This window comes from Rhizobium sp. A22-96 (assembly GCF_053521805.1).
In genome coordinates this window covers 306,198-330,432 of the sequence record NZ_JBNWDQ010000004.1, presented here as the reverse complement: position 1 = coordinate 330,432, position 24,235 = coordinate 306,198, and the positions used below count along the sequence as shown (strand labels likewise).

At 61.3% G+C, this 24,235-nt stretch carries 19 protein-coding genes; 11 read left to right on the top strand and 8 right to left on the bottom strand.

What is annotated here, in order from left to right; genetic code table 11:
* Positions 1-23: 23 nt before the first annotated feature.
* A complete protein-coding gene (locus ACQZ6F_RS19830; protein ID WP_449093916.1) occupies positions 24-3,182 on the bottom strand; it encodes an efflux RND transporter permease subunit in 3,159 nt (1,052 codons plus the stop codon).
* Positions 3,182-4,351 carry an efflux RND transporter periplasmic adaptor subunit gene (locus ACQZ6F_RS19825; protein WP_449093917.1) on the bottom strand — a complete coding sequence of 390 codons (1,170 nt, stop codon included), beginning with the start codon at positions 4,349-4,351 and terminating at the stop codon, positions 3,182-3,184. Before ACQZ6F_RS19825 ends, ACQZ6F_RS19830 begins: the two co-directional genes overlap by 1 nt.
* Positions 4,352-4,552: 201 nt before the next feature.
* Between ACQZ6F_RS19825 and ACQZ6F_RS19820 the strand changes: the two genes are divergently transcribed.
* Complete coding sequence (locus ACQZ6F_RS19820; protein ID WP_077470813.1) at positions 4,553-5,179, top strand: TetR family transcriptional regulator; 627 nt, start codon at positions 4,553-4,555, stop codon at positions 5,177-5,179.
* On the opposite strand, the gene ACQZ6F_RS19815 is transcribed toward ACQZ6F_RS19820, so the two are convergent.
* Positions 5,176-5,646 carry an Lrp/AsnC family transcriptional regulator gene (locus ACQZ6F_RS19815; RefSeq protein ID WP_077470814.1) on the bottom strand — a complete coding sequence of 157 codons (471 nt, stop codon included), beginning with the start codon at positions 5,644-5,646 and terminating at the stop codon, positions 5,176-5,178. The two genes, ACQZ6F_RS19820 and ACQZ6F_RS19815, sit on opposite strands and share 4 nt — an antisense overlap.
* Positions 5,647-5,796: 150 nt before the next feature.
* Here ACQZ6F_RS19815 and ACQZ6F_RS19810 point away from each other — a divergent pair, with 150 nt between their 5' ends.
* The 4 genes from ACQZ6F_RS19810 (at position 5,797) to ACQZ6F_RS19795 (ending at position 10,821) form a co-directional block, all read left to right on the top strand.
* Complete coding sequence (locus tag ACQZ6F_RS19810) at positions 5,797-6,546, top strand: tryptophan 2,3-dioxygenase family protein (RefSeq protein ID WP_449093918.1); 750 nt, start codon at positions 5,797-5,799, stop codon at positions 6,544-6,546.
* 400 nt (positions 6,547-6,946) lie between these two features.
* Positions 6,947-8,305: an Nramp family divalent metal transporter gene (locus tag ACQZ6F_RS19805; RefSeq protein ID WP_449093919.1), complete on the top strand. Its 1,359-nt coding sequence runs from the start codon at positions 6,947-6,949 to the stop codon at positions 8,303-8,305.
* 132 nt (positions 8,306-8,437) lie between these two features.
* A complete protein-coding gene (locus ACQZ6F_RS19800; RefSeq protein ID WP_449093920.1) occupies positions 8,438-10,255 on the top strand; it encodes a M23 family metallopeptidase in 1,818 nt (605 codons plus the stop codon).
* 188 nt (positions 10,256-10,443) lie between these two features.
* Entirely contained in the window at positions 10,444-10,821 is a 378-nt protein-coding gene (locus ACQZ6F_RS19795) for a DUF427 domain-containing protein (protein ID WP_449093921.1), read from the top strand.
* Here the strand turns inward: ACQZ6F_RS19795 and ACQZ6F_RS19790 are convergent.
* The 4 genes from ACQZ6F_RS19790 to ACQZ6F_RS19775 form a co-directional block, all read right to left on the bottom strand.
* Positions 10,818-11,888, bottom strand: a complete 1,071-nt coding sequence (locus tag ACQZ6F_RS19790; RefSeq protein ID WP_449093922.1) for an ABC transporter ATP-binding protein — start codon at positions 11,886-11,888, stop codon at positions 10,818-10,820. The two genes, ACQZ6F_RS19795 and ACQZ6F_RS19790, sit on opposite strands and share 4 nt — an antisense overlap.
* Positions 11,889-12,010: 122 nt before the next feature.
* A complete protein-coding gene (locus ACQZ6F_RS19785; protein WP_068390004.1) occupies positions 12,011-12,859 on the bottom strand; it encodes a carbohydrate ABC transporter permease in 849 nt (282 codons plus the stop codon).
* On the bottom strand, positions 12,852-13,790 hold the full coding sequence (locus ACQZ6F_RS19780; RefSeq protein ID WP_077470819.1) for a carbohydrate ABC transporter permease: 939 nt from the start codon (positions 13,788-13,790) through the stop codon (positions 12,852-12,854). Before ACQZ6F_RS19780 ends, ACQZ6F_RS19785 begins: the two co-directional genes overlap by 8 nt.
* 72 nt (positions 13,791-13,862) lie before the next feature.
* Complete coding sequence (locus ACQZ6F_RS19775) at positions 13,863-15,164, bottom strand: ABC transporter substrate-binding protein (RefSeq protein ID WP_174072570.1); 1,302 nt, start codon at positions 15,162-15,164, stop codon at positions 13,863-13,865.
* 222 nt (positions 15,165-15,386) lie between these two features.
* On the opposite strand from ACQZ6F_RS19775, the gene ACQZ6F_RS19770 reads away from it, so the two are divergent.
* The 3 genes from ACQZ6F_RS19770 to ACQZ6F_RS19760 all read left to right on the top strand — a co-directional run bounded on the left by ACQZ6F_RS19770 (position 15,387) and on the right by ACQZ6F_RS19760 (position 18,496).
* Complete coding sequence (locus ACQZ6F_RS19770; RefSeq protein WP_267551115.1) at positions 15,387-16,589, top strand: ROK family transcriptional regulator; 1,203 nt, start codon at positions 15,387-15,389, stop codon at positions 16,587-16,589.
* A 140-nt stretch (positions 16,590-16,729) separates the two neighbouring features.
* Entirely contained in the window at positions 16,730-17,830 is a 1,101-nt protein-coding gene (locus ACQZ6F_RS19765; RefSeq protein WP_449093923.1) for a Gfo/Idh/MocA family protein, read from the top strand.
* Positions 17,831-17,854: 24 nt separating this feature from the next.
* Positions 17,855-18,496, top strand: coding sequence for a ThuA domain-containing protein (locus ACQZ6F_RS19760; RefSeq protein WP_449093924.1), 642 nt, complete (start codon positions 17,855-17,857; stop codon positions 18,494-18,496).
* A 301-nt stretch (positions 18,497-18,797) separates the two neighbouring features.
* Here ACQZ6F_RS19760 and ACQZ6F_RS19755 read toward each other — a convergent pair whose 3' ends face one another.
* Positions 18,798-20,093 (bottom strand): ABC transporter substrate-binding protein, encoded by a 1,296-nt coding sequence (locus ACQZ6F_RS19755; RefSeq protein WP_449093925.1) that lies wholly within the window; start codon positions 20,091-20,093, stop codon positions 18,798-18,800.
* A gap of 150 nt (positions 20,094-20,243) precedes the next feature.
* Here ACQZ6F_RS19755 and ACQZ6F_RS19750 point away from each other — a divergent pair, with 150 nt between their 5' ends.
* Genes ACQZ6F_RS19750 through ACQZ6F_RS19740 form a run of 3 tightly spaced genes read left to right on the top strand, consistent with a single transcriptional unit; the run spans position 20,244 to position 24,184 of the window.
* On the top strand, positions 20,244-21,266 hold the full coding sequence (locus ACQZ6F_RS19750; RefSeq protein WP_449093926.1) for a LacI family DNA-binding transcriptional regulator: 1,023 nt from the start codon (positions 20,244-20,246) through the stop codon (positions 21,264-21,266).
* 39 nt (positions 21,267-21,305) lie between these two features.
* Positions 21,306-23,162, top strand: coding sequence for a DUF2264 domain-containing protein (locus tag ACQZ6F_RS19745; protein ID WP_449094113.1), 1,857 nt, complete (start codon positions 21,306-21,308; stop codon positions 23,160-23,162).
* Complete coding sequence (locus tag ACQZ6F_RS19740) at positions 23,159-24,184, top strand: hydroxyacid dehydrogenase (protein ID WP_077470825.1); 1,026 nt, start codon at positions 23,159-23,161, stop codon at positions 24,182-24,184. The genes ACQZ6F_RS19745 and ACQZ6F_RS19740 overlap by 4 nt, the downstream gene beginning before the upstream one ends.
* The last annotated feature ends 51 nt before the right edge of the window (positions 24,185-24,235 follow it).

The following is a 24,235-nucleotide window of genomic DNA, read 5'->3' as shown; positions in this document are numbered from 1 at the left end:
CCCACGACATCGCCGAGGAAACCCTACTCCGCCGCCTGCGCATGCGGGCGATGATCGATCGCGTCGTCCTCGTCATCCTCTTCCGGCTTCGGCTGTTTCCAGGCGATGAGGCGGTAGAACATCGGGATGAAGAAGGTGGCGATGAAGGTCGCCGCCAGCATGCCGCCGATGACGCCGGTGCCGATGGCGTGGCGGCTGGCCGAGCCGGCGCCGGTGCTGATGGCGAGCGGCACGACACCGAGGATGAAGGCGAGCGAGGTCATCACGATCGGGCGGAAGCGCAGCCGCGCCGCCTCGAGCGCCGCTTCGGCCGCACCCATGCCTTCCTTGCGTTTCAGCACCGCGAACTCGACGATCAGGATGGCGTTCTTTGCCGCCAGGCCAATCAGCGTCACCATGCCGATCTGGAAGTAGACGTCGTTGGTGAGCCCGCGCAGATAGGTGGCGAGCAGCGCGCCGAACAGCGCGAACGGGATCGCGGTGATGACGGCGAGCGGCAGGCTCCACTTCTCATACTGTGCGGCAAGGATCAGGAACACCATGATGACACCGAAGATCATTGCCTGAGTGCCGGCGCCGCTGGTCTCCAACTCCTGATAGGCAGACCCCGTCCAGGCGATCTGGAATCCCTCAGGCAGGGTCTCGGCCGCTACCTGCTGCATGGCCTTGATCGCATCGCCTGACGTATAACCAGGCGCCGGATTGCCGGTGATCTTGGCAGCATTGAAGGCATTGTAGCGTTCGAGCTGGTCCGGGCCGATGACACGCTCCACCTTGATGAGCGCATCGAGCGGGATCATCTTGCCGCTGTCGGAGCGCACGAAGACCTGACGTAGATCGTCTGGCGATTCGCGGAAGGGCGCTTCCGACTGCAGGTTGACCTGATAGTTGCGGCCGTAGAGCGTGAAGTCGTTCACATAGAGGCTGCCGAAGGTCGCCTGCATCGCATCAAAGACCGAGTTGATCGGCACGCCGAGGGCCTTGGCCTTCTCGCGGTCGAGATCGGCGCGGAACTGCGGGACGTTGGTGTCGAGCGTCGTGCGCACGGCCGCCAGCTCCGGCCGCTTGGAGGCCGCCGCGACAAGCTTCTGTGCCTGCTCGGAAAGCCCCGCGACGCCCTTGCCGCTGCGGTCCTGCACATAGACCTCGAAACCGCCCGTGGTCGACAGGCCCTGGATCGGCGGCGGGTTGAAGGCGAGCACCATGGCATCCTTGATGCCCATGTTGGCGCCGATCAACGGGCCTGCAAGATTGCGGGCATCGAGTTCCGGCGTCTTGCGCTCGCTCCAGTCCTTAAGCGTCACGAAGGCGACGCCGGCGCTGCTCTTCAGGCCGCCCGACAGCAGGTCGAAGCCGGAGACGGCAAAGACGTTCTCTACGCCGGGAAGCTTCTCGGTGTTCACAAGCGCCTCATCCATAACGGCCTGGGTGCGCGTCAGCGACGCCGCCGGCGGCAGGATGGCGATCTGGAAGAGCGAACCCTGGTCTTCGTCCGGCACCAGCGATCCCGGCAGCGTATAGAAGAGATAGCCGGTGACGCCGAGCAGGCCGGCAACGAGCACACAGCCGACGATGACACGCTTCAGGAAGAAGGCAACGCCGGCGGCATAGCCCTCGGTCAAGCGCTCGAAAGCGCGGTTGAAGATGCGGAAGGGCAGGATCGGCTCGTGATGGCCGGGCTTCAGGATCAGTGCGCAAAGCGCCGGCGTCAGCGTCAGCGCCACGATGCCCGAAAGGGTGACCGAGATCGCGATGGTGACGGCGAACTGCTTGTACATCTGGCCCGCCAGCCCGCCCATGAAGGAGACCGGAATGAACACGGCGCAGAGCACCAGCACGATGGCGATGACAGGCCCCGTGACTTCGCCCATCGCCTTGATGGCTGCCTTTCTCGGCGACAGCTTCTCCGTCGACATCAGTCGCTCGACGTTTTCGAGCACGACAATGGCGTCGTCGACCACGATACCGATGGCCAGCACCAACCCGAACAGGGTCAAGAGATTGATCGAGAACCCAAGCAGATACATGCCGGCAAATGTGCCGATGATGGAGATCGGCACGGCGATGACCGGGATCAGGGTTGCCCGCCAGTTCTGCAGGAAGACGAAGACCACGATGATGACGAGGAGGATCGCTTCGATGAAGGTTTTGACCACCTCCTCGATCGACACCTGAATGAACTTCGTCGTGTCATAGGGGATCTGATAGGCGACCCCTTGCGGGAAGGACTTTTGCAGCTCGTCGAGGCGCGACTTCAGCGCCGCCATCGTATTCAAGGCATTGGCGCCCGGCTGCAGATAGACGGCGATCGGCACGGCCGGCGTGCCGTTGAGGCTGCTCTGGATCGAATAGCTCTTGGTGCCGAGCTCGATGCGCGCGACATCCTTCAATCGTAGCGTCGCAGCATTGCTGGTCGAGCGCAGGATGATCTCGCCGAAGCCATCGACATCGGGCAGGCGGCCCTGTGTCGTCACCGTGTAGGTGAATGCCTGCGGATTGTTGCTGGGCTGATCGCCGAAGCGGCCGGCGGCAAACTGCGAATTCTGCTCCTGGATGGCGGTCGCGACATCGCTCGGCGTCAGATTATATTGCGCGAGCTTGTCCGGCCGCAGCCAGATGCGCATCGAATAATCGACATCGCCGAGCAGGTTGACATCGCCGATGCCGGGAATGCGCTTGAGATCGTCGATGACGTTCAAAAGCGCATAATTGCCGACATAGGTGCGGTCATAGCGGCTGTCGGTCGAGTACATCGCCACGAAGCCGAGGATCGAGGTCGAGCGCTTGGTGACGACGACGCCAAGGCGCGTCACGTCCTGCGGCAGGGTCGAGACCGCCCGCTGCACGCGGTTGTTGACGTTGATCGCAGCCTGGTCCGGATCTGTGCCGAGCGCGAAGGTCACGGTGATCTGCATTGCGCCGCTGTTGGAATTCGTCGACTGCATGTAGAGCATGTTTTCGACGCCGTTGATCTGCTGCTCCAGCGGAGCGGCAACGGTCTGCGCCACCGTTTCGGCGCTGGCGCCGGGATAGGTCGCGGTGACCACGACCTGCGGCGGCGTCAGCTCGGGATATTGTGCGATCGGCAGGATGCGGATGCAGACAGCGCCTGCAAGCAGGATGACGATCGAGATAACCGCCGCGAAAACGGGGCGGTCGATGAAGAATCTGTTGCCCAACATCAGTTTTGCGCCACCTTTTTCGCGTCTTTAGGCGCTGCATCCGCCGTTGCCTGCACTGGTGCGCCCGGGCGCACCTTGATGATGCCTTCGGTGATCAGCCTGTCGCCGGCCTTCAGGCCAGAGAGCACCAGCCAGCTATTGCCCAGCTTCTGGCCGAGCGTCACGGGATTGACGTGCGCCTTGCCTTCCTGGTCGATCGTGTAGACGAACTGGCCCTGTGGGCTCTGCATCAACGCGACTTCGGGGATGGTGATAGCATTGTCGAGCGAAACACCCGTCACCCGCGCACGCACGAACTGGCCCGGCAGCAGCCGGCGATCGGGATTGTCGACGACGGCGCGCGCCTGCAGCGTGCCTGTCGACACGTCGATCGTCGAGGACGTGAAGTCGACAACGCCGTCATGATCATAGCTCGTGCCATCGCCGAAGGAGATCTTGACGCCAAGATTGGGCGCCTCGCCCTTGGCCTTCTTCATGTCGATGAGCTTGCGCACTTCGGCAGCTTCCGAATCCGAGAAGGAGAAATTGACATAGACCGGGTCGAGCTGGGTGATGCTGGTGAGCAGGCCGGTATCGCCCGTGGTGCCGATCAGGCTGCCCTCGGAGACCTGCTCCAGGCTGGTAATACCGCCGATCGGTGCCGTGACCTGGGTGTAATCGAGATTGAGCTGCGCCGTCTGAAGCTGCGCCTTGGCAGCGGCTACCGCCGCTTCCGCCAGCTCGCGCGTCGAAATGGCGTCGTCGCGCGCTTTTTGCGTGGCGGCATTTTGATCGAAGAGCGTGACGTTACGTTTTTCCTCGCGCTGCGCCTGGGTCAGCTGAGCCTGGCTTTGCTGCAATTGCGCCTGCGCCTGTGCCAGCGCCGCCTGGTAGGTTGCCGGATCGATCAGGAACAGCACATCGCCAGCCTTGACCTCGGCACCCTCGACAAAGTTCCTTTTCAACAGGATACCGCCGACCCGGGCCCGCACATCGACTTGCCTAAAGGCGGAGATGCGCGCAGCATATTCATAGGTGAGCGATACGGTTTGGGGCTTGACGTCGATTGCCGTCACCTGCGGCGGCGGCATTTGGCCCGCCTGCTGCGCGAGGGAGGGAAATGCGCTGAAAATAAGCAGTCCTGCTAGGACGAGACCGCTGCGCAGGAGGAGAGAATTATGCGTCGTCATGGGAAAATCACCGCGAGATTCGACATTTTTGTTGCGCTGCAATATACAAACATACATGAATGATTGTAAATATCAAATCGATGTGATTTTTTGCGTGATGCAGGGAACCGTGCATACAGCACAGACATTATCGCTTGAAATCAAATAGATAGAGTGCGGCGAAAAGACCCCTTTCGCCTCGAAGAAGCGTCTAGGAGGAGCATGCGCAGAACCAAGGAAGATGCAGCCAAGACCAGGGAAGAGGTCCTGACTGCTGCCGCCGACGTTTTCTATGAAAACGGCGTCAGCGGCTCGAGCCTCGAAAAGATCGCCCAGCGCGCCGGCGTAACGCGCGGCGCGATCTACTGGCATTTCAAGGATAAGGCCGAGGTCCTGACGGCGCTGCACAAGGAGATTCGCCTGCCGCAGGAAACCATCGTCGACTATGCGATCGAGCACGGCCATGACGATCCCCTTGGCCTGATCGAGCAGGGCACAGTCCAAGTTCTGCAGAACCTTGCCAGGGACGAACACCTGCAGCAGATCTTTGCCATTATGATCCTTGGCTGCGAATTCACCAAGCAACCTTCCGATGCCGCCCAGAGAATCGTTACCGCCAACCAGCAGATGTTCGGCAAGCTGGAACGACTGCTCGAGATGTCCGACCAACAGAACGCGCTGGCGCCTTTATGGACCCCGGATGCCGCCGCGCGTGCCATTCAATGTTCGATGAATGGTCTGCTTGCCGAATGGCTGCGAACGGGGAAATCCTTCCCGCTGGTCGATGTCGGCGAGAGGCTGATCCGCAGCCTCGTCGGATCGATGCGGCATGGCGGTGCCGGCAACTAGCTATCCGCGTGCCGCGCCGCCTCGGCCAATGAAATGTCCGACTTGATCTCCCGCGTCGACATCGACGTCACGGTGTGTCGCACGCCGGGTAACCGGTTAAGCTCCTGCCGCAGCAGCCGGTCGAGCGCCGCCATGTCGGTGGCCAGAATATGCAGGAGATAGTCGGCCTCACCCGTCGTCGCATGACAGCGCCAGATCAGCGGATGACGGCGCACGGCGGCTTCGAAGGCATCGAAACGCTCGACATCGATCGACACCTGCACGAAAGCCTCGAGGCCGAAGCCGAGCCGGGCCGGATCGAGCGCTGTCCTGTACCCCCGGATCACGCCCGCCTCCTCCAGCGCCTTCACCCGCTTCCAGCACGGCGTCTTGCTGAGACCGACGAGATCGGCGAGCGCCGCAAACGAGATGCGGGCATCGGCCTCCAATGCGGCAATGATCTTTCGATCGAGCGCGTCCAACTCCATCGTTCTCTCCATATCCCTACAGGCGATCGATCGTACTCCTATTTTGCCATTTCGAATGACAAATAGGAACAATGTTCGACCCGAAACTTCGTATTCTTCATGAAGGCAAACATGCTTGGCGGCCGCGGGCCGGATGAAAAGGGAACGAAGATGCAAAAGGAAGAGTACCACGCCCGCATCGAGGCGCCTGAAATGCGCGACTACGGCGTCTACCTGCAATGCGACAAGCTGCTCGCCTGTCAGAAGCCGTTGAGCGGCATGGTCAACGGCGACGAATTGCAGTTTCAGATCGTTCATCAGGTGGAAGAGCTCTGGATGAAGCTCATCGCCTATACCTTGGTCGACGTCGTCGGCTTCATGGAGGAGCGCAACACGCACCGCGTCGTCACCCTCATGGGCCGCGTGCATCGCCTCATGCGCATGATGACCACCCAGCTCGATCTCCTGGAAACCATGTCGCCAAGAGAGTACCAGGAAGTTCGCCTGCAACTCGGCAATGGCAGCGGCCAGGAATCGCCCGGCTTCAAATTCCTGCTGCGCATGCCGCCCGATCTCTGGCACGCCTTCAAGACGCATTATCTCGATGCCCCAGGCCTGACGATCGAAGATATCTATGACGGCAAATATGATCACGGCGACAGCTATGTGGTCGCCGAAGCGCTGGTGGAATATGACGAACTGTTCCAGAAATTCCGCGCCAACCACATCTACCTGATCCAGCGCTCCATCGGGCTCGGCTCGAAATCCCTGAAAGGACGGCCGGTCGAATTGCTGCAGGCCGGCACCCGCCACCGCTTCTTTCCCGATCTCTGGGATATCCGCGCCGAGATGACCGATCGCTGGGGCGGCCAATATGGTGTCGTCCGCGATTCCATTTCCAAGCACGACGCGGCCGAATAGGCGCCGACCGAAAGCTATCTTCCGTCCCAGGTGTGGCGGAGGATGCCAATATCTGATGACAGACCTGCCAGACGCACCCTTGCGAAACAGGCAGTGACAAGCCGCGCGATGCGGCTTGCCTTTTTCGGGCACATCATCGCCGACGCATCACACCCCCACCAGCATGTGCGTATCGCGGACCGTTTCGATCGGGCCGTTTTCCTCGCCGCAACGCGCGAATCGACCAGCCTCACCGCGTCGAGGATACAGCCGCGCCACCATCATCAGGAATGAGAACCGCACGAATCCAGGTGTTTCAGCCGTTAAAAATGCCAAACCCAAGAAGTATAGCATATTGCATAATTTTGATACCTGGCATATTTGTTTAGGCAGTTCACGATTCAATCCTCCCGGAGCCCGTATGACGCAGATTCAGGAAGCCGCCACGCGACAGCGCGCGTGGAAATTCGCCAGTGCAGATGAAGACGACCGCCCAAGCCTTCCTGAAGTCAATTCCACGGTAAAAGTGCCTCATGCCGGCAGCTGGATCCGACGCTTGCTCGCCTTCGCCGGGCCGGGCTACATGATATCAGTCGGCTACATGGACCCCGGCAACTGGGCGACCGACCTCGCAGGTGGCGCGCAATTCGGCTACACGCTGCTTGCGGTCATCATGCTGTCGAACCTGATGGCGATCCTGCTGCAGGCGTTGTCCGCCCGGCTCGGCATCGTCACCGGCCGCGATCTCGCCCAGGCCTGCCGCGATCATTATCCGCGGCCCGTCAGCCTCGTTCTCTGGTTTGCCTGCGAACTTGCCATCATCGCCTGCGATCTCGCCGAAGTCATCGGCACGGCGATCGCTCTGCAGCTGCTGTTCGGTATTCCGCTGATCGGCGGCGCGCTGATCACGGCGCTCGACGCCTTCCTGGTGCTGCTTCTGATGAGCAAGGGCTTCCGCTATCTCGAAGCCTTCGTCATCGCACTGCTGATCGTCATCGCCACCTGCTTTGCCGTGCAGATCGCTGCCGCGGCACCGCCCGTTGCCGCAATCCTCGACGGTTTCATTCCGTCACCACAGATCGTCACCAATCCCGCGATGCTCTACATCGCCATGGGCATCATCGGCGCGACCGTCATGCCGCATAATCTCTACCTGCATTCCTCGATCGTGCAGACCCGCGCATATAAGCGCAACGACGAAGGCCGCCGCGACGCCATCAAATGGGCGACGCTCGACAGCACCATCGCGCTGATGCTGGCGCTCTTCGTCAATGCTGCGATCCTCATCGTCGCGGCCGCTGCTTTCCACGGCACCGGCCATGCCGATGTCGCCGAGATCGGCGATGCATATGAGCTATTGTCGCCCCTGCTCGGCCTCGGCATCGCCTCGACCCTGTTTGCGGTTGCATTGCTCGCCTCCGGCCTCAATTCGACGGTTACGGCGACGCTTGCCGGCCAGATTGTGATGGAAGGCTTCCTGCGCCTGCGGATTCCGCACTGGGCAAGGCGACTTTTGACCCGCGGCCTTGCAATTATTCCAGTTGTGTTCGTGACCGCCATTTATGGTGAAAAAGGTACTGCCAACCTGCTCGTGCTCAGCCAGGTCGTGCTGTCCATGCAGCTCCCCTTCGCGGTCATTCCGCTGGTCCAATTCGTCACAAATCGCGAGAAAATGGGCAGTTTCGTCGTATCCAGGGGCGTTGCCGTCCTCTCCTGGCTCGTCGCCGCCATCATCCTGGTGCTGAACTTCAAGCTGCTCTACGACACCATCTTCAGTTGACGAATCACCCCGAACACGCGATTCTGGACCTGTGGACGATCACGGCAATTAACGGACTCGTAATATTTGCCTAGATTTTGCCATGATTTGCCCTAGTTTGGGCCCACCGCAGTCTGCAGGGTTCCTCACTTCATGGCCGAAAGTCCATTACGCGTCCAATTTCCTGCAGAGGCTGCGATCCAGGCTCGGCCGCATCATGACTTTCATATTCCGTTTCTGCCCCGATCCGCACATCTCCGTCATCTGATCGCCATCGGGCTGGCCGGAACCGCATCCTTCGGCCTGCTCGCCACCGTGCTTTATCCCCTGCTGGCGCGCCACACGATCGAACAGGCTGTACCGGTGCACACGGGCCAGATGCTGCGCCCTCAGCCTGCAATGCCCAAGAGCACGCGCCTGGCCGCCGCGAAAGAGCGCTTCGACGGCGCCCGCTTCGCCCAGGTGGCAGAAAAGCTCTCAAGCGGCGAGACCCGTATTTTCACCTATCACCGCACGACGCTGGTGTTCAAACCCACCGAGGCCGCAAGCGCGCGCGCCGATGCCGCCGCGATCAACGCCTCCTATGGGCGCGAAGCAATTGACGAGGCCGTGTTCTCGCCGCCGTCGCTGTCGGATATCCGCCATGGCATCTATCCGCAAACCACCCATTACGATGCCGTCCGTCGCTCCCGCTTCCCCGTTCGCGGCGTGCCGCTGAACGTCAGCGTATCGAGGGCCACAACCGGAGAACCCGGTCGCGAATTCCGCCGGCTGGTGTCCATGCCGAAGGACAAGCAGGACCTGCAGGATATTCTTGCATCCGCGGGCCTCAGCAGCGATGCCGGCGACGAACTGCAACGGGCTCTCGAAACCGATACGGTTTCCCCCGGCGACAGCCTGGAGCTGCTCCTGGAAAAGAAGGGCGGCTCTCGCCCGAAGTTGATCATGGCGCGCCTGAGCGGTGACAAGACGCCGGAGCGCGTCGTCGCACGCGACGACGCCGACGGCTTCGTGCCCATGGCCAACGACCGGCTGTTTTCGACATTGTACAGCGAAAGCCAGATGGACGCGCCGTCCTCCACGGAAGTAGCAGCGGTCGATCTCAAGAATGTTGACGACAGAGATGAGGCTGCCGTCAGCTCCAAGCTGGAAAAAGCCGGCCTGAGCAAGGAATGTGCCCAGCAGCTGGTCAAACTTGCCAAGGCCAAGGGTATTTCGCTCACCAATATCGAAGATGCCCCCGACAGCGTCGATCTCCTCTTCCGCAAGGCGGACGACGGGCAGAACGAGTTGATGTTCATCGAATTCCATGCCGACGGCGACGCGCATCGCTTCTATCTGCATAAGGATGGCGGCGAAGGTCCTTCGGAATTCTACGATGAGGGCGGCCATTCGATCGCCAAATCGCTCGTGCACCGACCCGTGCCGAATGGCACGCTCGGCGACGGCTTTGCCTGGCGCATCCATCCGATTCTCGGCGTGAAGAAATTCCACAACGGCGTCGACTTCCGCGCGCCGATGGGCAGCCCGATCCAGGCCGCCGGCGACGGCGTCGTCGAGAAGATCTCCTGGGAAACCGGCTACGGCAAATATGTCCGCATCCGGCACGACGGCGGTTACGAAACCACCTATGCCCATATTTCGGCAACGCCGGCGGATCTGCGCGTAGGAGAGCGTGTGACCCAGGGCCAGGTCATCGCCTATGTCGGCTCGACCGGCTACTCCACAGGACCGCATCTCTATTACGAGCTGCGCGTCAACGGCCGCTACGAGAACCCATTGACGGCGCAATTGCCCGCCGGCACCAATCTGACCGGCAAATCGCTGGACAATCTGCGTTCGCAGGTCAGCCATGTCGAGAATATCATGAGCTACCTCGACGTTCCGACAACGCGCGATAACGCACCGCCACCCTTCTCCGCCTTCGGACAAACCCCTGCAATCGGCCCGAACCACTTCGGCGCACCGTAAGCGAACCGTCCCTGCCATCCTCTCATGTTGATGATCGTCAGGCTGCCTTGGCATCCCTAAAAGGTTCATCTGCGCGCAAGGCCTGACAATCGGCGATACGCTCCCTATATCCTTTCCGGACGCAGATCGTTGCGCATGCTCGCCGTAACGGCGGCTTTGTGCCTGACCCCTCACCCCAGGAGGCCATCATGTCGGAAAGACCAGTGAAGATCCCCGGTCCTGATCACCCGATCACGATCGACAGGAAGCATGCGCATGTCACCATTTCCGTCGCCGGCAAGGTGATCGCCGACACGCGCGAGGCGCTGTCCCTCAAGGAAGCGTCCTATCCGGCGGTTCTCTATATCCCGCGCAGCGATGTCGACATGTCGTTGCTGGAAAAGACCGATCACGAAACCTACTGTCCCTACAAGGGCGAGTGCTCCTATTACAGCATTCCCGCCGGCGGCGAACGCTCGGTAAACGCCATCTGGACCTACGAGAACCCCTATCCCTCGGTCAGCAAAATCAAGGACTATATGGCTTTCTATCCCGATCGCGTCGACGTGATCGACGTCGTGACCTAAAGAGCAAGCCCGCTCGACGCGTCGAAAACGTAGACCTGTTCCGGGCTGACGGTGACATTCAGTTGCTGGCCATAGCGCACCGACGCCTCGCCATCGACTACAGCCGTCACCTGCTCGCCGGCGAGATCGAACAGCACATGCGTCTGCGCGCCAGTCGGCTCCACCAATAGGGTCAGACCACTGAGCGGCGAACCAGCGCTTGCAAGGCTCAGATGCTCGGGCCTGAGGCCGATCTTGACGCTCTGGCCCGGCTTCACCTTGCGCTCGTCAGCGATACGCACCGGCGTGCTGTCTTTCAGCCGCACGGCCGGCGCACCGTCGACCCCACCCACCACGCCATCGAGAAAATTCATCGCCGGTGAGCCGATGAAGCCGGCAACGAAGAGATTGGCTGGCTTGCGATAGAGCTCGATCGGCGTGCCCTGCTGCTCGATCTTGCCCTGGTTCAATACGACAATGCGATCGGCCAGCGTCATCGCCTCGATCTGGTCATGGGTTACGTAGATCGAGGTCGTCTGCACCTTTTGATGCAAAGCCTTGATTTCGGAACGCATCTGCACGCGCAGCTTCGCATCGAGGTTGGAGAGCGGCTCGTCGAACAGAAACACTGCCGGGTTGCGCACCACGGCGCGGCCCATGGCGACGCGTTGCCGCTGACCACCGGAGAGCTGCGCCGGCTTGCGGTCCAGCAGCTTCGTAAGATCAAGCATGCGCGCGGCTTCGTTGACCCGCTGTTCGATGACCTGCTTCGTCTGGCCCGAGAGCTTCAGGTTGAAGCCCATGTTTTCGGCGACGGTCATGTGCGGATAGAGCGCATAGGACTGGAAGACCATGGCGATGTTGCGCTCGCGCGGCGTCATGGCGTTGACCACTTGCCCGCCGATCGACACGTCGCCGTCGGTGATTTCCTCGAGGCCGGCGATCATGCGTAGCAACGTCGATTTTCCGCAGCCCGAGGGGCCGACGAGGGCGATGAACTCGCCATCGTCGATCGAAAGCGAGATATCGTGGATGACCGTGAGCGCCCCATAGGCCTTGTGGATGTTGTGCAGTTCGACGGATGCCATGCTTTTTGCTCCGATAAGAGCAATTCCAGGAAAAGTGTATCGCGGTTTTCCGTCCGGAATTGCTGGAAAACAAGGAGATGGAGTGGTTCAGCGTTTGTTTGAAACGCTGAACCACTCCAGGCTCAGGATTTCACCGCGCCGGCGGTGAGGCCGGCGATGATATGCTTCTGCGCCAGGAAGAAGACGATGATAGTGGGCAGGATGGTTAGCGTGATGAAGGCGAGCACCAGCTCCCATTCGGTGCCGAACTCGCCGCTATAGACCATCATGCCGAGCGGCCAAGGATAGATCGAATCCGAATTCAGCATGATCAAGGGCAGGATGTAGCTGTTCCAGCTGCCGACGAAGGAGATGATGCTGACGGTGGCGATGATCGGCCGCGAGAGCGGCAGCGAGATATGCCAGAAGAAGCGGATATAGCCGCAGCCGTCGACAAAGGCCGCCTGAAACAATTCTTCCGGAAGGTTTCGAAAATAGTTCCGGAACAGCAGGATGCTCATGCCGAGGCCGAAGGCCACCTGCGGCAGCACCACGCCCCAATAGGTATTGAGCAGGCCGAGATCGCGGATGCGGATGAATAGCGGCAGGATGGCGGTTGCCGCCGGGAACATCAGGCCGATCAGGAAATAATTCAGCAGGAAGTTCGAGCCGAAGAATTTCACATGCGCGAAGGCAAAGGCGGCCATGGCCGAGACCGATACCGTCAGGAACACGGTCAATACGGCGATGATCAAGGAATTCATCATCTGCCGCCAATAGCGGTCGCCGAAGAGGATGCCGGTGTAATTCTCGAAATGCCACTCGGCCGGCAGACCGAAGGGATTGGTGCGGAGATCGCCGAGCGACTTGAAGCCGCCAAGCGCGGTCGTCAAAAGCGGGATCAGCACGATGGCGGCAATGATGGTCAGCGACACGTAGAGATAGATCTTGGTGCCGGTGCTCAGTCGAACGGATGTGGCCATATCAGTCATTGCGCATAAATATCCGTTTGTAGCCGAAGGCGAGGGTGACGCAGATCACGAACAGCACGACGCCGACGGCGCTGCCGAGACCGACCTGCATGCGGGTGACACCAAAATTGTAGAGGAAGGTCACCATCGTCTGCGTCGAGTTGAACGGGCCGCCGCCGGTGAGCGGCATGATCATGTCGAAGAGCTGCAGCGAGCCGACAACGGCGAAGAAGACCGAGAGACGCAGCGTCGAGCCGAGTAGCGGCAGGGTGACATAGCGGAACTTCTGCCAGCCGGTGGCGCCATCGATCTCGGCCGCTTCCAGCACGCTCTTGTCGAGGGACTGCAGGCCGGCGATGAACAGCATCATGTGGAAGCCGAAATATTTCCACACGATGACGCCGAGCACGGCGTACATCGCCAGATCCTTGTCGGCGAGCACATAGGGAGTGGCCGTACCGAGGAAATGCGCGATCGCAGCGAAGAGGCCGTAGTCGCCGTCATAGACGAAGCGCCAGATCAGGCCGGCCGCAACTTCCGCCAGCACATAGGGCAGGAAGAAGATCAGCCGGAAGAGCACGACGCCGCGAATACGGTTTGCGAGCATCGTCGCGAGCCAGATGGCAAGCGGCACCTGAATGGCGATGGACACCACGATGATCAGCGCATTGTTCTTGAGCGATGTCAGGAAAGCGCCGTTCTTGAACAGCACCTCGAAATTGCGCAGGCCGACGAACTCCGTCGGCGGGCCATAGCCGTTCCAGCGATAGAAACTGTACCAGGCCGCTTCGCCCATCGGCAGGATGACGAAGATGGTGAAGAGCAGCAGTGCAGGCGGCAGAAACAGCAGGATGACCGGCATGCGCCCGCGCGCCGACGGCGATTTCCGCTTCGCGGCGGGCTTCGCTCTCGCGATGGATGGCATGGTGGTCGTGGCGCTGACATCGGTCATGAGCAGTCTCGACAATTGCAATTCGAAGAAAAATTGGCGCCGGTGCCAAGGGAACACCGGCGCCGGATGCTGTTAGAGCTGATCCTGCTCGAAGGCGTCCTGAACCTGCTGCGCGCCATCCTTCGGCGACAACTGGCCGGAGACGATGCCGACGGAAATGTCGTTGACGACACGGCCGACGGAAGGACCGAGATCCTGGTCGAAGAAGTTCTGGTGCCAGGTCGAATGCGCCAGCTGGTCGGCAGCGCCGCGCATCAGCGGAGACTTGATGCCATCCTCGGCGCCGATGGCGACCGGAATGATCAGGCCGGACTGGGCAATGGTGCGCTCATTTTCGGCATTGGTGAGATAGGCGAGGAAATCGAGGGTCTCAGGCGGAGCCTTCTTGGTGACGGCCCAGCCGTTCAACCCGCCGAGCGTATCCGTCGGAGCGCCGGCACCGCCTGATACGGCCGGGAAGGCGAAGCGGCCGATATTATCGTCTGCGAGGCCCTTGCCATCACCGGAATTGACGCGCTGGGTGGCAACTGTCGTCTCGAAGCTGAGGATCATCGCGGCCTTGCCATCACCGAAGACGCCAAGCGTCTGCGGCCAGGTGGCGCCGAGATAGCCGGGCTGGAAGGGTTCGAGCTTGCCAAGCTCCGCAAGCTGCTCGCCGGCCTTGATGATCGCCGGGTCGTTGAAGCCGTTGCCCTTGCCGTTCTTGGCGTCGTTGAACACCTGCTGGCCGCCATCGCGCATGACGAGGTAGCTCCAGTAGAAGTGGATCGGCCACTTCTCGCCGCCGCCGCCCGCGATCGGCACGATGCCGGCCGCCTTGATCTTCTTCACGGCCGCCAGATAGTCGTCCCAGGTCTTGATGGCATCGGCGTCGACGCCGGCCTTGGCGAAAAGTGCCTTGTTATAGAAGAAGGAAACCGTGCCCATCTGATAGGGGACGGCGCTAATCTTGCCGTCGAAGGTCAGGCCCTTGATAGCAGCCTGATTGTAGCTCTTCTTCCAGGCACCGTCCTTGGCATCCATTGCCGAGGTCAGGTCGAGCAGCGTGCCGGTCTGCTGCTGCTGCTTCAGCACGCCGCCGCCCCAGCTATAAAAAAGGTCCGGGGCATCCTTGGATTGCAAAAGGGTCGGCAGCTTGGCCTTGAAGGCTTCATTGGCCAGGAACTGCATCTCGATCTTCGTGCCGGGATGCTTGGCCTGGTACTCATCGGCGATCTTGCGCCAGATGGCGACATAGGCCGGATTGGCCTCCAGATGCAGCCATTTGACGGTGGTATCGGCCGCGGCGCTCGTCACGCCTGCCAGCATCGTCAGTGCGGTGGTGGCGGCAATAGCGGCCGCACGAAGGGCTTGAGCCCCACGTAAATGGATCATGATTTTCTCCTCCCAAGGGAACATCAGAGCCTCAGATATTTTTTCCCTTATACGGATTAATTCAACGGAGCTTTGCTGAAATGTCAACCACCATTGCCAAATTTTCGGCAGATCGACCGCAAAACGGCTTGACATTGGGCAATGGGCATAGGTTATTTAATACGCATTCCGTTAAAAATACCAGGCCGCAGCCGAGCGGGTCCGTCATTCGGCGTCATTCACATGAAAACAGCAGATCCCGAACTTATGCGGGCGATAAACCGCTTCAATGTGCTGGATACGATCCGGCGAGCGGGCTCCATCGCACGTATCGAAATCAGCGATCGCACCCAGCTTTCGACCACCACGGTCTCGGCAATCACGGCATCGCTGCTGGATGACGGCCTGATCCTGGCGCGCACGGAGGGCGACCTGCGCGAGGCCGCCGCCCGTGGCCGGCCCCGCGTCATGCTGGAGCTCAATCCGGATGCCGCCCGCGTCGTCGGCGCGAAGATCGCCGCCAATCGCATGGTCTTCGTCGTGTCGGATTTTCGCGGAGAGGTCCTTTCCACCCTCACGCTGGCACTGAGGGTTGACCGACAGCCGATCGGCGTCATCGCCGATCTGATCGAGGATGGCGTGCGCCGCTGCGTTGTCGATGCCAATCTCGCGCTGGATGAGATCGATTCCGTCTGCCTCGGCCTGCCTGGCGTTATCGAGCACCGCACGGGCCATGTCCGCACCAGCCCGATCTTCCGCGAAACCGGCGTCGATTTTGCCAAGGAAATGTCCGAACGGCTCGGCGTCACGACCATCGTCGAAAGCGACGCTCACGCCATAACGCTCGCCCATCACTGGTTCGGCAGGGCAAGAGATCTCGACGACATGGTGCTGGTGTCGCTGGAACAGACGCTGGGGCTCGGCGTTCTGCATGGCGGCCAGCTTTTTCGCGGTGCCGGCGGCCTCAGCCACAATCTCGGCGACCTCGTTCTCGGCATAGGGACACAAGGCGTGGTCAGGCTGGCAAGCCTTGCCGGCGAAAGCGCCATTCTCGGCGACCAACCGAGCGGCCGCTTCGCCGAAGCCATTCGTCTCGGCCAGGGCATGGCGCATGCAAAGACGCTGATTGCGGCCGAAGACAATATGCTGATCGGCGCGGCAATCCGTGCTGGTGAGGCCTGCGGTACGGCGCTTGCCAATATCGTCACGCTGTTCGCCCCGCCGCGCGTCATTCTGGTGGGATCAAGCCTGGCGCTCGGCCAACCTTTTCTCGACGGCCTTCGGGAGGCCTATTCACTGGCCATCCCGCCGTCGATCAAAGGCGTGACCGAGCTGGTTTTCGATCAGTCGACCGACGAGACCTGGGCGCAGGGCGCCGCCGTCGTTGCGCTGCGCGAACTCTACGAATCGCCATGGGGAACGACGGGGCCGGCATCGGCTCTGTAATTCCCGGAGCAATTCCAGGAAAAGTGCGCAACGGTTTTCCGGCCGGCTTGCGTCGAAACAACAAGATGGTGCGGCTCAGCGCTTACGTGAAACGCCGAGCCGCTCCAGCACAGCAAAGATAATTCATTTGGAGGAAGTCTATGAACAAGGTCGGCATCGGCATTATCGGCTGCGGAAACATTTCCGGCGCCTATCTCAAAGCGATGAAATCCTTTCCCATTCTCGACATCAAGGGCGTCGCCGACCTCAATCGCGAGCTTGCCGAAGCGAAAGCTGCCGAGTTTGGCCTGAAGGCGGTCGATATCGCCGCCTTGTTCGCTGATCCCACGATCGAGATCATCGTCAACCTGACCATCCCGAAGGCACATGTCGCCGTTGGCTTGCAGGCGCTGGATGCCGGCAAGCACACCTATTCCGAAAAGCCGCTCGGCATCAATTTCGCTGAAGGCAAGAAGCTTGCGGACGCGGCTGCCGCCAAGGGTCTGCGCATCGGCGCAGCGCCCGATACCTTCCTCGGCGGCGGCCACCAAACGGCCCGCGCCATCATCGACGAAGGCGCGATCGGTATCCCGGTTGGCGGCACCGCCACCTTCATGTGCCCCGGCCACGAACGTTGGCATCCGAATCCGGCTTTCTATTATGAAGTCGGCGGCGGCCCGATGCTCGACATGGGCCCCTATTACATCACCGATCTCGTCAACCTGCTCGGGCCGGTTTCCCAGGTTGCCGGCTTTGCCGTGACGCCGCGCAAGGAGCGCATCATCACCAGCGAGCCACGCAACGGCGAGCATATCCCCGTGCATGTGCCGACCCACGTCGCCGGCGTCATGGCCTTTGCCAATGGCGCGGTCGTCCAGATCGGCATGAGCTTCGATGTCGCCGGCCACAAGCATGTGCCGCTCGAGGTCTACGGCACCGAGGGCACGCTGATCGTGCCGGATCCGAACCATTTCGGCGGCGCGGTCGAGTATCTCAAGAAGGGTGGCCAATTCGAAGACCGCGAGGTTACGACTCCCTACGCCGATGGCAATTACCGTTCGCTCGGCGTCGCCGATCTCGCGCATGCCATCCGCTCCAACCGGCCGCACCGCGCCAATGGCAGCCTGGCGCTGCATGTGCTCGAGGTCATGGAAGCTTTCCAGACCGCCTCCGAGACCGGGCGCACGGTCACCATCACGACGCAAACCGAACGTCCGGCCCCTCTGTCCGAATCCCTCGTGGACGGAAAAATCGGCCGCTAACAGCACAATTTCAGGAGGAATATCATGCGTGAAGCACTTATCGTCTGGGGCGGCTGGAGCGGCCACGAACCGCAGGAATGCGCCCACATCATCCGCGACATGCTGGAAGAGGACGGCTTCAAGGTCTACCTCGAAAACAGCACCGAAGCCTTCGCCGATCCTTCGATCCACGATCTCAGCCTGATCGTGCCGATCGTCACCATGTCGAAGATCGAGAAGGAAGAGGTGAAGAACCTTGCTGACGCGATCGAGAGCGGCGTCGGCATTGCCGGCTATCACGGCGGCGCCGGCGACTCGTTTCGCGAAAGCGTCGAGTACCAGTTCATCATCGGCGGCCAGTGGGTCGCCCATCCCGGCAACATCATCGACTATACCGTCAACATCACGCGGCCCGACGACCCGATCATGGAGGGGATCACCGATTTCCCCTATACGTCGGAGCAATATTACATGCATGTCGACCCATCGAACGAGGTGCTGGCGACGACAACCTTCACCGGCGATCACGCTTACTGGATCGACGGCGTCGTTATGCCGGTTGCCTGGAAGCGCAAATACGGCAAGGGCCGCGTCTTCTATTCCTCGCTCGGCCACCAGGCCAAGGAATTCGAAGTGCCGCAGATGAAGACCATCTTCCGCCGCGGCGCCAACTGGGCCGCGCGCTGAGGCAGCCTGATGCCTTCGGGACGGAGGTGAACATCAACTATGGAATTGGAGGAGGGTGCAATACCCCCCTCTGTCCCTGTCGGGACATCTCCCCCACAAGGGGGGAGATTGGTAGCTCGCGGGAACGCCTTATCTCAAGGGAACATCGAATCCGCTGGAATTGCAGTTCATTGTCTTGTGAGTGATGAGCGGCATATTCCCAACGATCTCCCCCCCTTGTGGGGGAGATGTCACGAAAGTGACAGAGGGGGGTACCGGACGCCCGGCATATCACAAAGCCCCCGGATAAACTCCGCTCACCTCAGCTCTTCCGCTTCAATTTTGTCGCACCCTCTTCCACCAGCCTCTTCGCCGCTTCGGCAACCGTGATCTTGCCGAAGGCGAGCTGGTCGGCGACGGGGCGGGCGACGTTCTGGTCGAATTCTCCGGAGCCGAGCGGCGCCGGCACCGGGTAGCTGCCGACGTGATCCTTCAACAGCTCGACATATTGCACCGTCTGCTGCTCCACCGGATTAAGCGTCGGCAGGATGGCGGCGCGCACGGCGGGTGACATCGGCACACCGCGCTCAACGCCGAGGATCTTGCCGGCGTCGACATCGTTGACGAAGAAATTGATGAATTTCGCCGCCGCTTCGCCATTCTTGCTGGTGGCACCCACGCTCCAGATCAGCGCCGGGCGATAGTAATGGCCGGAGGGGCCGTCCTTCTTTTCGCGCGGCAGCATGGTGACGGCGAGCTTGCTCTTGACCACGAGCTGATAGCCGACCAACTGGTTGGAATAGGCCATGCCGATGGCCGATTTTCCGAGCGCCAGGCAGTTGCTTTCGATGACGTTCTGGTCAAGCGTCTGAACATCGGCGGAGACCGTGCCGCCACGCTTGCGCAGTTCTTCCCAGTAGCTGTACCATTCCTTGGCATCGTCGACGCCGAAGCCGAGCCCACCCTCTTCCGTAAAGAGGCTCTTGCCGCGTTGGCGCAGCCAGACATCGAGGACATAATTGTAGCGCGCGCCATAGGGGCCGCCCCAATAGCCGCGCTTGCCGGCCGCCTTGGTCATTTCCACAGCGAGATCGGCATATTCGGCCCATGTCATGGTCGGGCCGGGCGGCGTCAGGCCGGTCTTCTTGAACATGTCCTCGTCATAGAACATCGCGAAGGAATTGAGCCCGAGGCCGATGCCGTAGAGCTTGTTGTCCACCGTGGTCAGCTTCAGCACGTCCTTGCCGAAGCTGTCGACATTCAGCGTCGAGGGCACGAACTGGTCGAGCGGCATGCAGGCGCCACGCTTGGAATAGTCCGAAATCGTGCTCGGCTCGAGCTGGAAGACATCGGCGATGTTCTGGCTGGCCATGCCGGTCGCAAGCTTGGCCCAGTAGCCGTCGCCGCTGATGCTCTCGCCGATGACGGAGAGATCGGGATTCTTGCTGTGAAACAATTCGGCGACAGCAACCGTGCGCTTGCCGCGATCGGGCGAGCCCCACCACATTGCCCTGAGCTGCGTTGCGTCGGCAAAGGCGGGCATTGCCCCTCCTCCGAACGCCAGACCGGCAGTTGCTCCAGCGGCTCCAATCATGAATGAACGGCGATTCATGCGCATGAGATTCCTCCTTCTCTTGCGTTGTCGTCCGCAACGATCTCCCCGACGCCTTCTGCGGACAATTCCGAGGGAAGATATGCAACTTCATTGCATTGTGCAATAAAAAATCTTTCTATTGCAAATTTGCATCAGTTTGCATAGATTTGCAACATGAATGATATCCGATCCAAACGTATCAGGCAGGCAGACATTGCCACCGCAGCCGGCGTCTCCGTCTCGACGGTGTCGCGCGTGCTGACCAACGAACCCGGGATCAGCGAGGCGATCCGCCAACACATCTTCAAGGTGGCCGCCGATCTCGGCTATCCGCTGAAGACTGCTGCGGAGACGGAAGCTGGTGGCCTGGCCCTAATTGCCAGCGATAGTGTTACGGGCGGTTTGAGCGTTTTCTACGAAGGCATTCTGGAAGGCCTGCGTGCTGGTGCGGCCGAGCGCGGCATGCGCTTCGACATTCGCCTCATCCGCGAGGCCCGCACCGAACCGGATCTGGTGAAGGAATATCTGCATTCTGCCGGCGCCGAAGGCCTGTTTCTCGTTGGCATCGACCCCTCCGAGGACCTGTGCCGGTGGCTGGAGGCTAGCGGCACGCCCACCGTTCTCGTCAACGGCACCGACCCGAAGCTGCGCTTCGACGGCGTTTCGCCCTCGAATTTCTTCGGCGCCTACAATGCGACACGCCGCCTGCTCGATGCTGGCCATCGCCGCATCCTGCACCTGACGGGTTCGCATCGCCAGACGATCCGCGAGCGCATGCGTGGCTTCGAGGCTGCCATCGCCTCCGTCGAGGGCGCCCATGGCCGCATCGTGCCGATGAATTTCCGTGGCAGCTCCAGCCAGGAGGCCCATGACACCATCGCCGCAATCCTCGCTGCGGATGAAGGCTATACCGCCGCCTTCTGCATGAATGATTTCATCGCCGTCGGCGTGCTCGATGCGGTTACGGAAGCCGACCTGCGCGTGCCCGAGGATTTCGCCATCGTCGGCTTCGATGATCTCCCCTGCGCCCTGATGACCAACCCGAGGCTGGCAACCATGCGTGTCGATCGCGCGGCGCTGGGTCGCGAGGCCATCGGCCTGATGGTCGCCCGCTTCCGCGATCGCGACGCTCCCGCCCGCCAGATTTGCCACGGTGCTCCACCGGTCGCCGGCGGCACCCTTCCACCTGAAACCTGACCCCTCCCCGCAGCGGAAACAATCGAGAGAGCCATGCCGATGATCTACGACCCCGCCAGCACCAATCCGCTTGCCGGCAATCCACTGAAGACCCACACGGACATGCGCCGGGCGCTGACCGACCTGTTCAATCCGCTGCTGCCCTATTTCTCCGAGGGCAATGCCCGCGTCCGCATCGATGGCGCCGGCGCGCATTTCGACCGTGCCGCCGCTGATCTCGAAGGTTTCGCCCGTCCGCTCTGGGGCCTGGCGCCGCTCGGCGCCGGCAGCGGCGACTTCGGCCACTGGGATCGCTATGCCGAGGGCCTTGCCAATGGCGTCGACCCGAAGCATCCGGAATATTGGGGTACAGTCAACGGCCGCGACCAGCGCATGGTCGAACTGGCAGCACTCGGCTTTGCGCTCGCCTTGGTGCCCGAAAAGATCTGGGCGCCACTCGATCAACACGCGCGCGACAATCTCATCACCTATCTCAAGCACGCCCGCACCTTCGACTATGCCGACAACAACTGGAAATTCTTCCGCATCTTCGTCGATATCGCGCTCGACAGGCTCGGCGCTTCCTTCGATCGCAGCCTGACGGAAAGCTACCTCAACGAGCTGGATGGTTTCTACATCGGCGACGGCTGGTATCGCGACGGCGATGTCCGCCGCATTGATCATTACATTCCCTTCGCCATGCATTTTTACGGGCTGATCTATTCGAAGCTCGTCAATGACGATCGCGCCGAGCGCTACCGCGAGCGCGCCACCCTGTTCGCGAGGGATTTCCGCCATTGGTTTGCGCCGGATGGCGCCACCATCCCCTTCGGCCGAAGCCTGACCTATCGCTTCGCCTGCGCAGGCTTCTGGTCGGCGCTCGCCTTCGCCGATGTCGAGGCGCTGCCATGGGGCGAGATCAAGGGATTGTGCCTCAGGCACCTGCGCTGGTGGGCCGACAAGCCGATCGCCAACCGCGACGGCACCTTGCCGATCGGCTTTGCCTATCCCAACCTGCTGATGTCGGAAAACTACAATTCCGCCGGCTCGCCCTACTGGGCCTTCAAGGCCTTCCTGCCCTTGGCGCTCAAGGAAACGCACCCCTTCTGGACAGCGGAAGAAAAACCGCTGGAAAATGAGCCGGCTATCGTCCCGCAGAAACACCCCGGCATGGTGTTGATACGCAGCAAGGCCGATGTCGTGGCGCTCTCCTCTGGCCAGGAAAACCAGCAGATGCGTTTCGGTGCCGAGAAATACTCGAAATTCGCCTATTCAGCCCGCTACGGCTTCAGCGTCGAAAGCGACGAGCGCATTTTTGCCGGCGGTGCCTTCGACAGCATGCTCGCCTTCAGCGATGACGGTCTGCACTACCGTGTGCGCGAGACGAATGAAGAAGCCAAGCTCGCCGGCGATACGCTCTATGCCAAATGGTCGCCCTATCCGGATGTGACTGTGGAGACATGGCTCGTGCCCGCCGCGCCCTGGCATGTCCGGTTGCACAAGATCACCACGCCTCGGCCGCTGCAGACGGCCGAGGGCGGTTTCGCCATCGCAAGGCGTGATCTGGAAGCCGACACGCTGTCATCAGCAACGGGCGCCGCCTACGCGGTAGGCGAGGAGGATTTCAGCGGCATTCTCGATCTCGGCTCAACCGTCGAGCGTCAGGGCATAGCGCAGAAGGCCCCGCCGAACACCAATCTCATCGCCTCGAAAACCCTGGTGCCGCAGCTGCGCGCCACGATCCCAGCTGGCGAAACTATCCTCGTATCCGCCGTTCTGGCTGAGAAGGACCCATCCGCAGTCGGCAGCGCCTGGACAAAGCCGCCCGCCAGGCCTGATATCGATGCCCTACGTGCTCTGGTGACGGAAAAAGGCATCACGGTCAGCGCCATCGAGGCGCCCGGTCGCCTGCCATGACGCAATCTACGTCCGCTCGTCCGGCTATTGCCTTTGCGATGCAGCCATCGCGCACACAACACGTCCTGCCGGAGGTGCTGATCCAGCGCCTCGATACCGTCGGCCGCGTGTTGGACGCCGTGCCGATGCAACGCTTCGATGATGCCCGCGCCGGCAAACTGCTCGCCGAAGCCGAAATCCTGATCACTGGCTGGGGCTCGCCAACGATTGATGCCGCAGCGCTGGCGCTGGCACCGCATCTGAAACTGGTGGCTCATTCCGCCGGTACGGTGAAGGGCCTGCTCGGAGACAGCCTGTTTGACCGTGGCATAGCGGTCAGCCACGCGGCGCAGGCCAATGCGCTGCCGGTTGCCGAATTCACGCTTGCCGCCATCATCTTCGCCGGCAAGAAGATCTTCCGCTTTCATGATCTTTATGTCGCCGACCGCAACCGCAAACGGACGCAGCCAATCCAGGCGGAGGCCATCGGCAATTACGGCCGCACGGTCGGCATCATCGGCGCCTCGCGCATCGGCAGGCGCGTGATCGAATTGCTCGCGCCCTTCGATTACCGCATCCTGCTCTACGATCCGATGGTCGATGCGGCCGAAGCCGCGCGCATCGGCGTTGAAAAGGCCGAGCTGGACGCCTTGATGGCATCGGCCGACATCGTCTCGCTGCACGCGCCTTCCCTGCCGGCGACACGGCATATGATCGACGCCCGACGTCTTTCGTTAATGAAGGACGGAGCGACGTTCATCAATACGGCGCGCGGCGCGCTGGTCGATGAGGCTGCCTTGATCGCCACGCTGAAAACCGGCCGCATCGACGCGATCATCGATGTCACCGACCCGGAGATCCCCGAGGCCGGCTCGGCCTTCTATGACCTGCCGAATGTCTTCTTGACACCGCATATTGCCGGCGCTGTCGGGCTTGAGCGGACGCGCCTCGGCGAGATGGCGGTCGACGAAACCATTCGCTTCATCGAGGGCCGGCCGCTGCTCCACGAGATCCGCCGCGAGGACATGGCCCGCATGGCGTGATGCGACGCAGCAAATCCATGAAAACACCCTGAAATCGCCCCATTTCGGCAC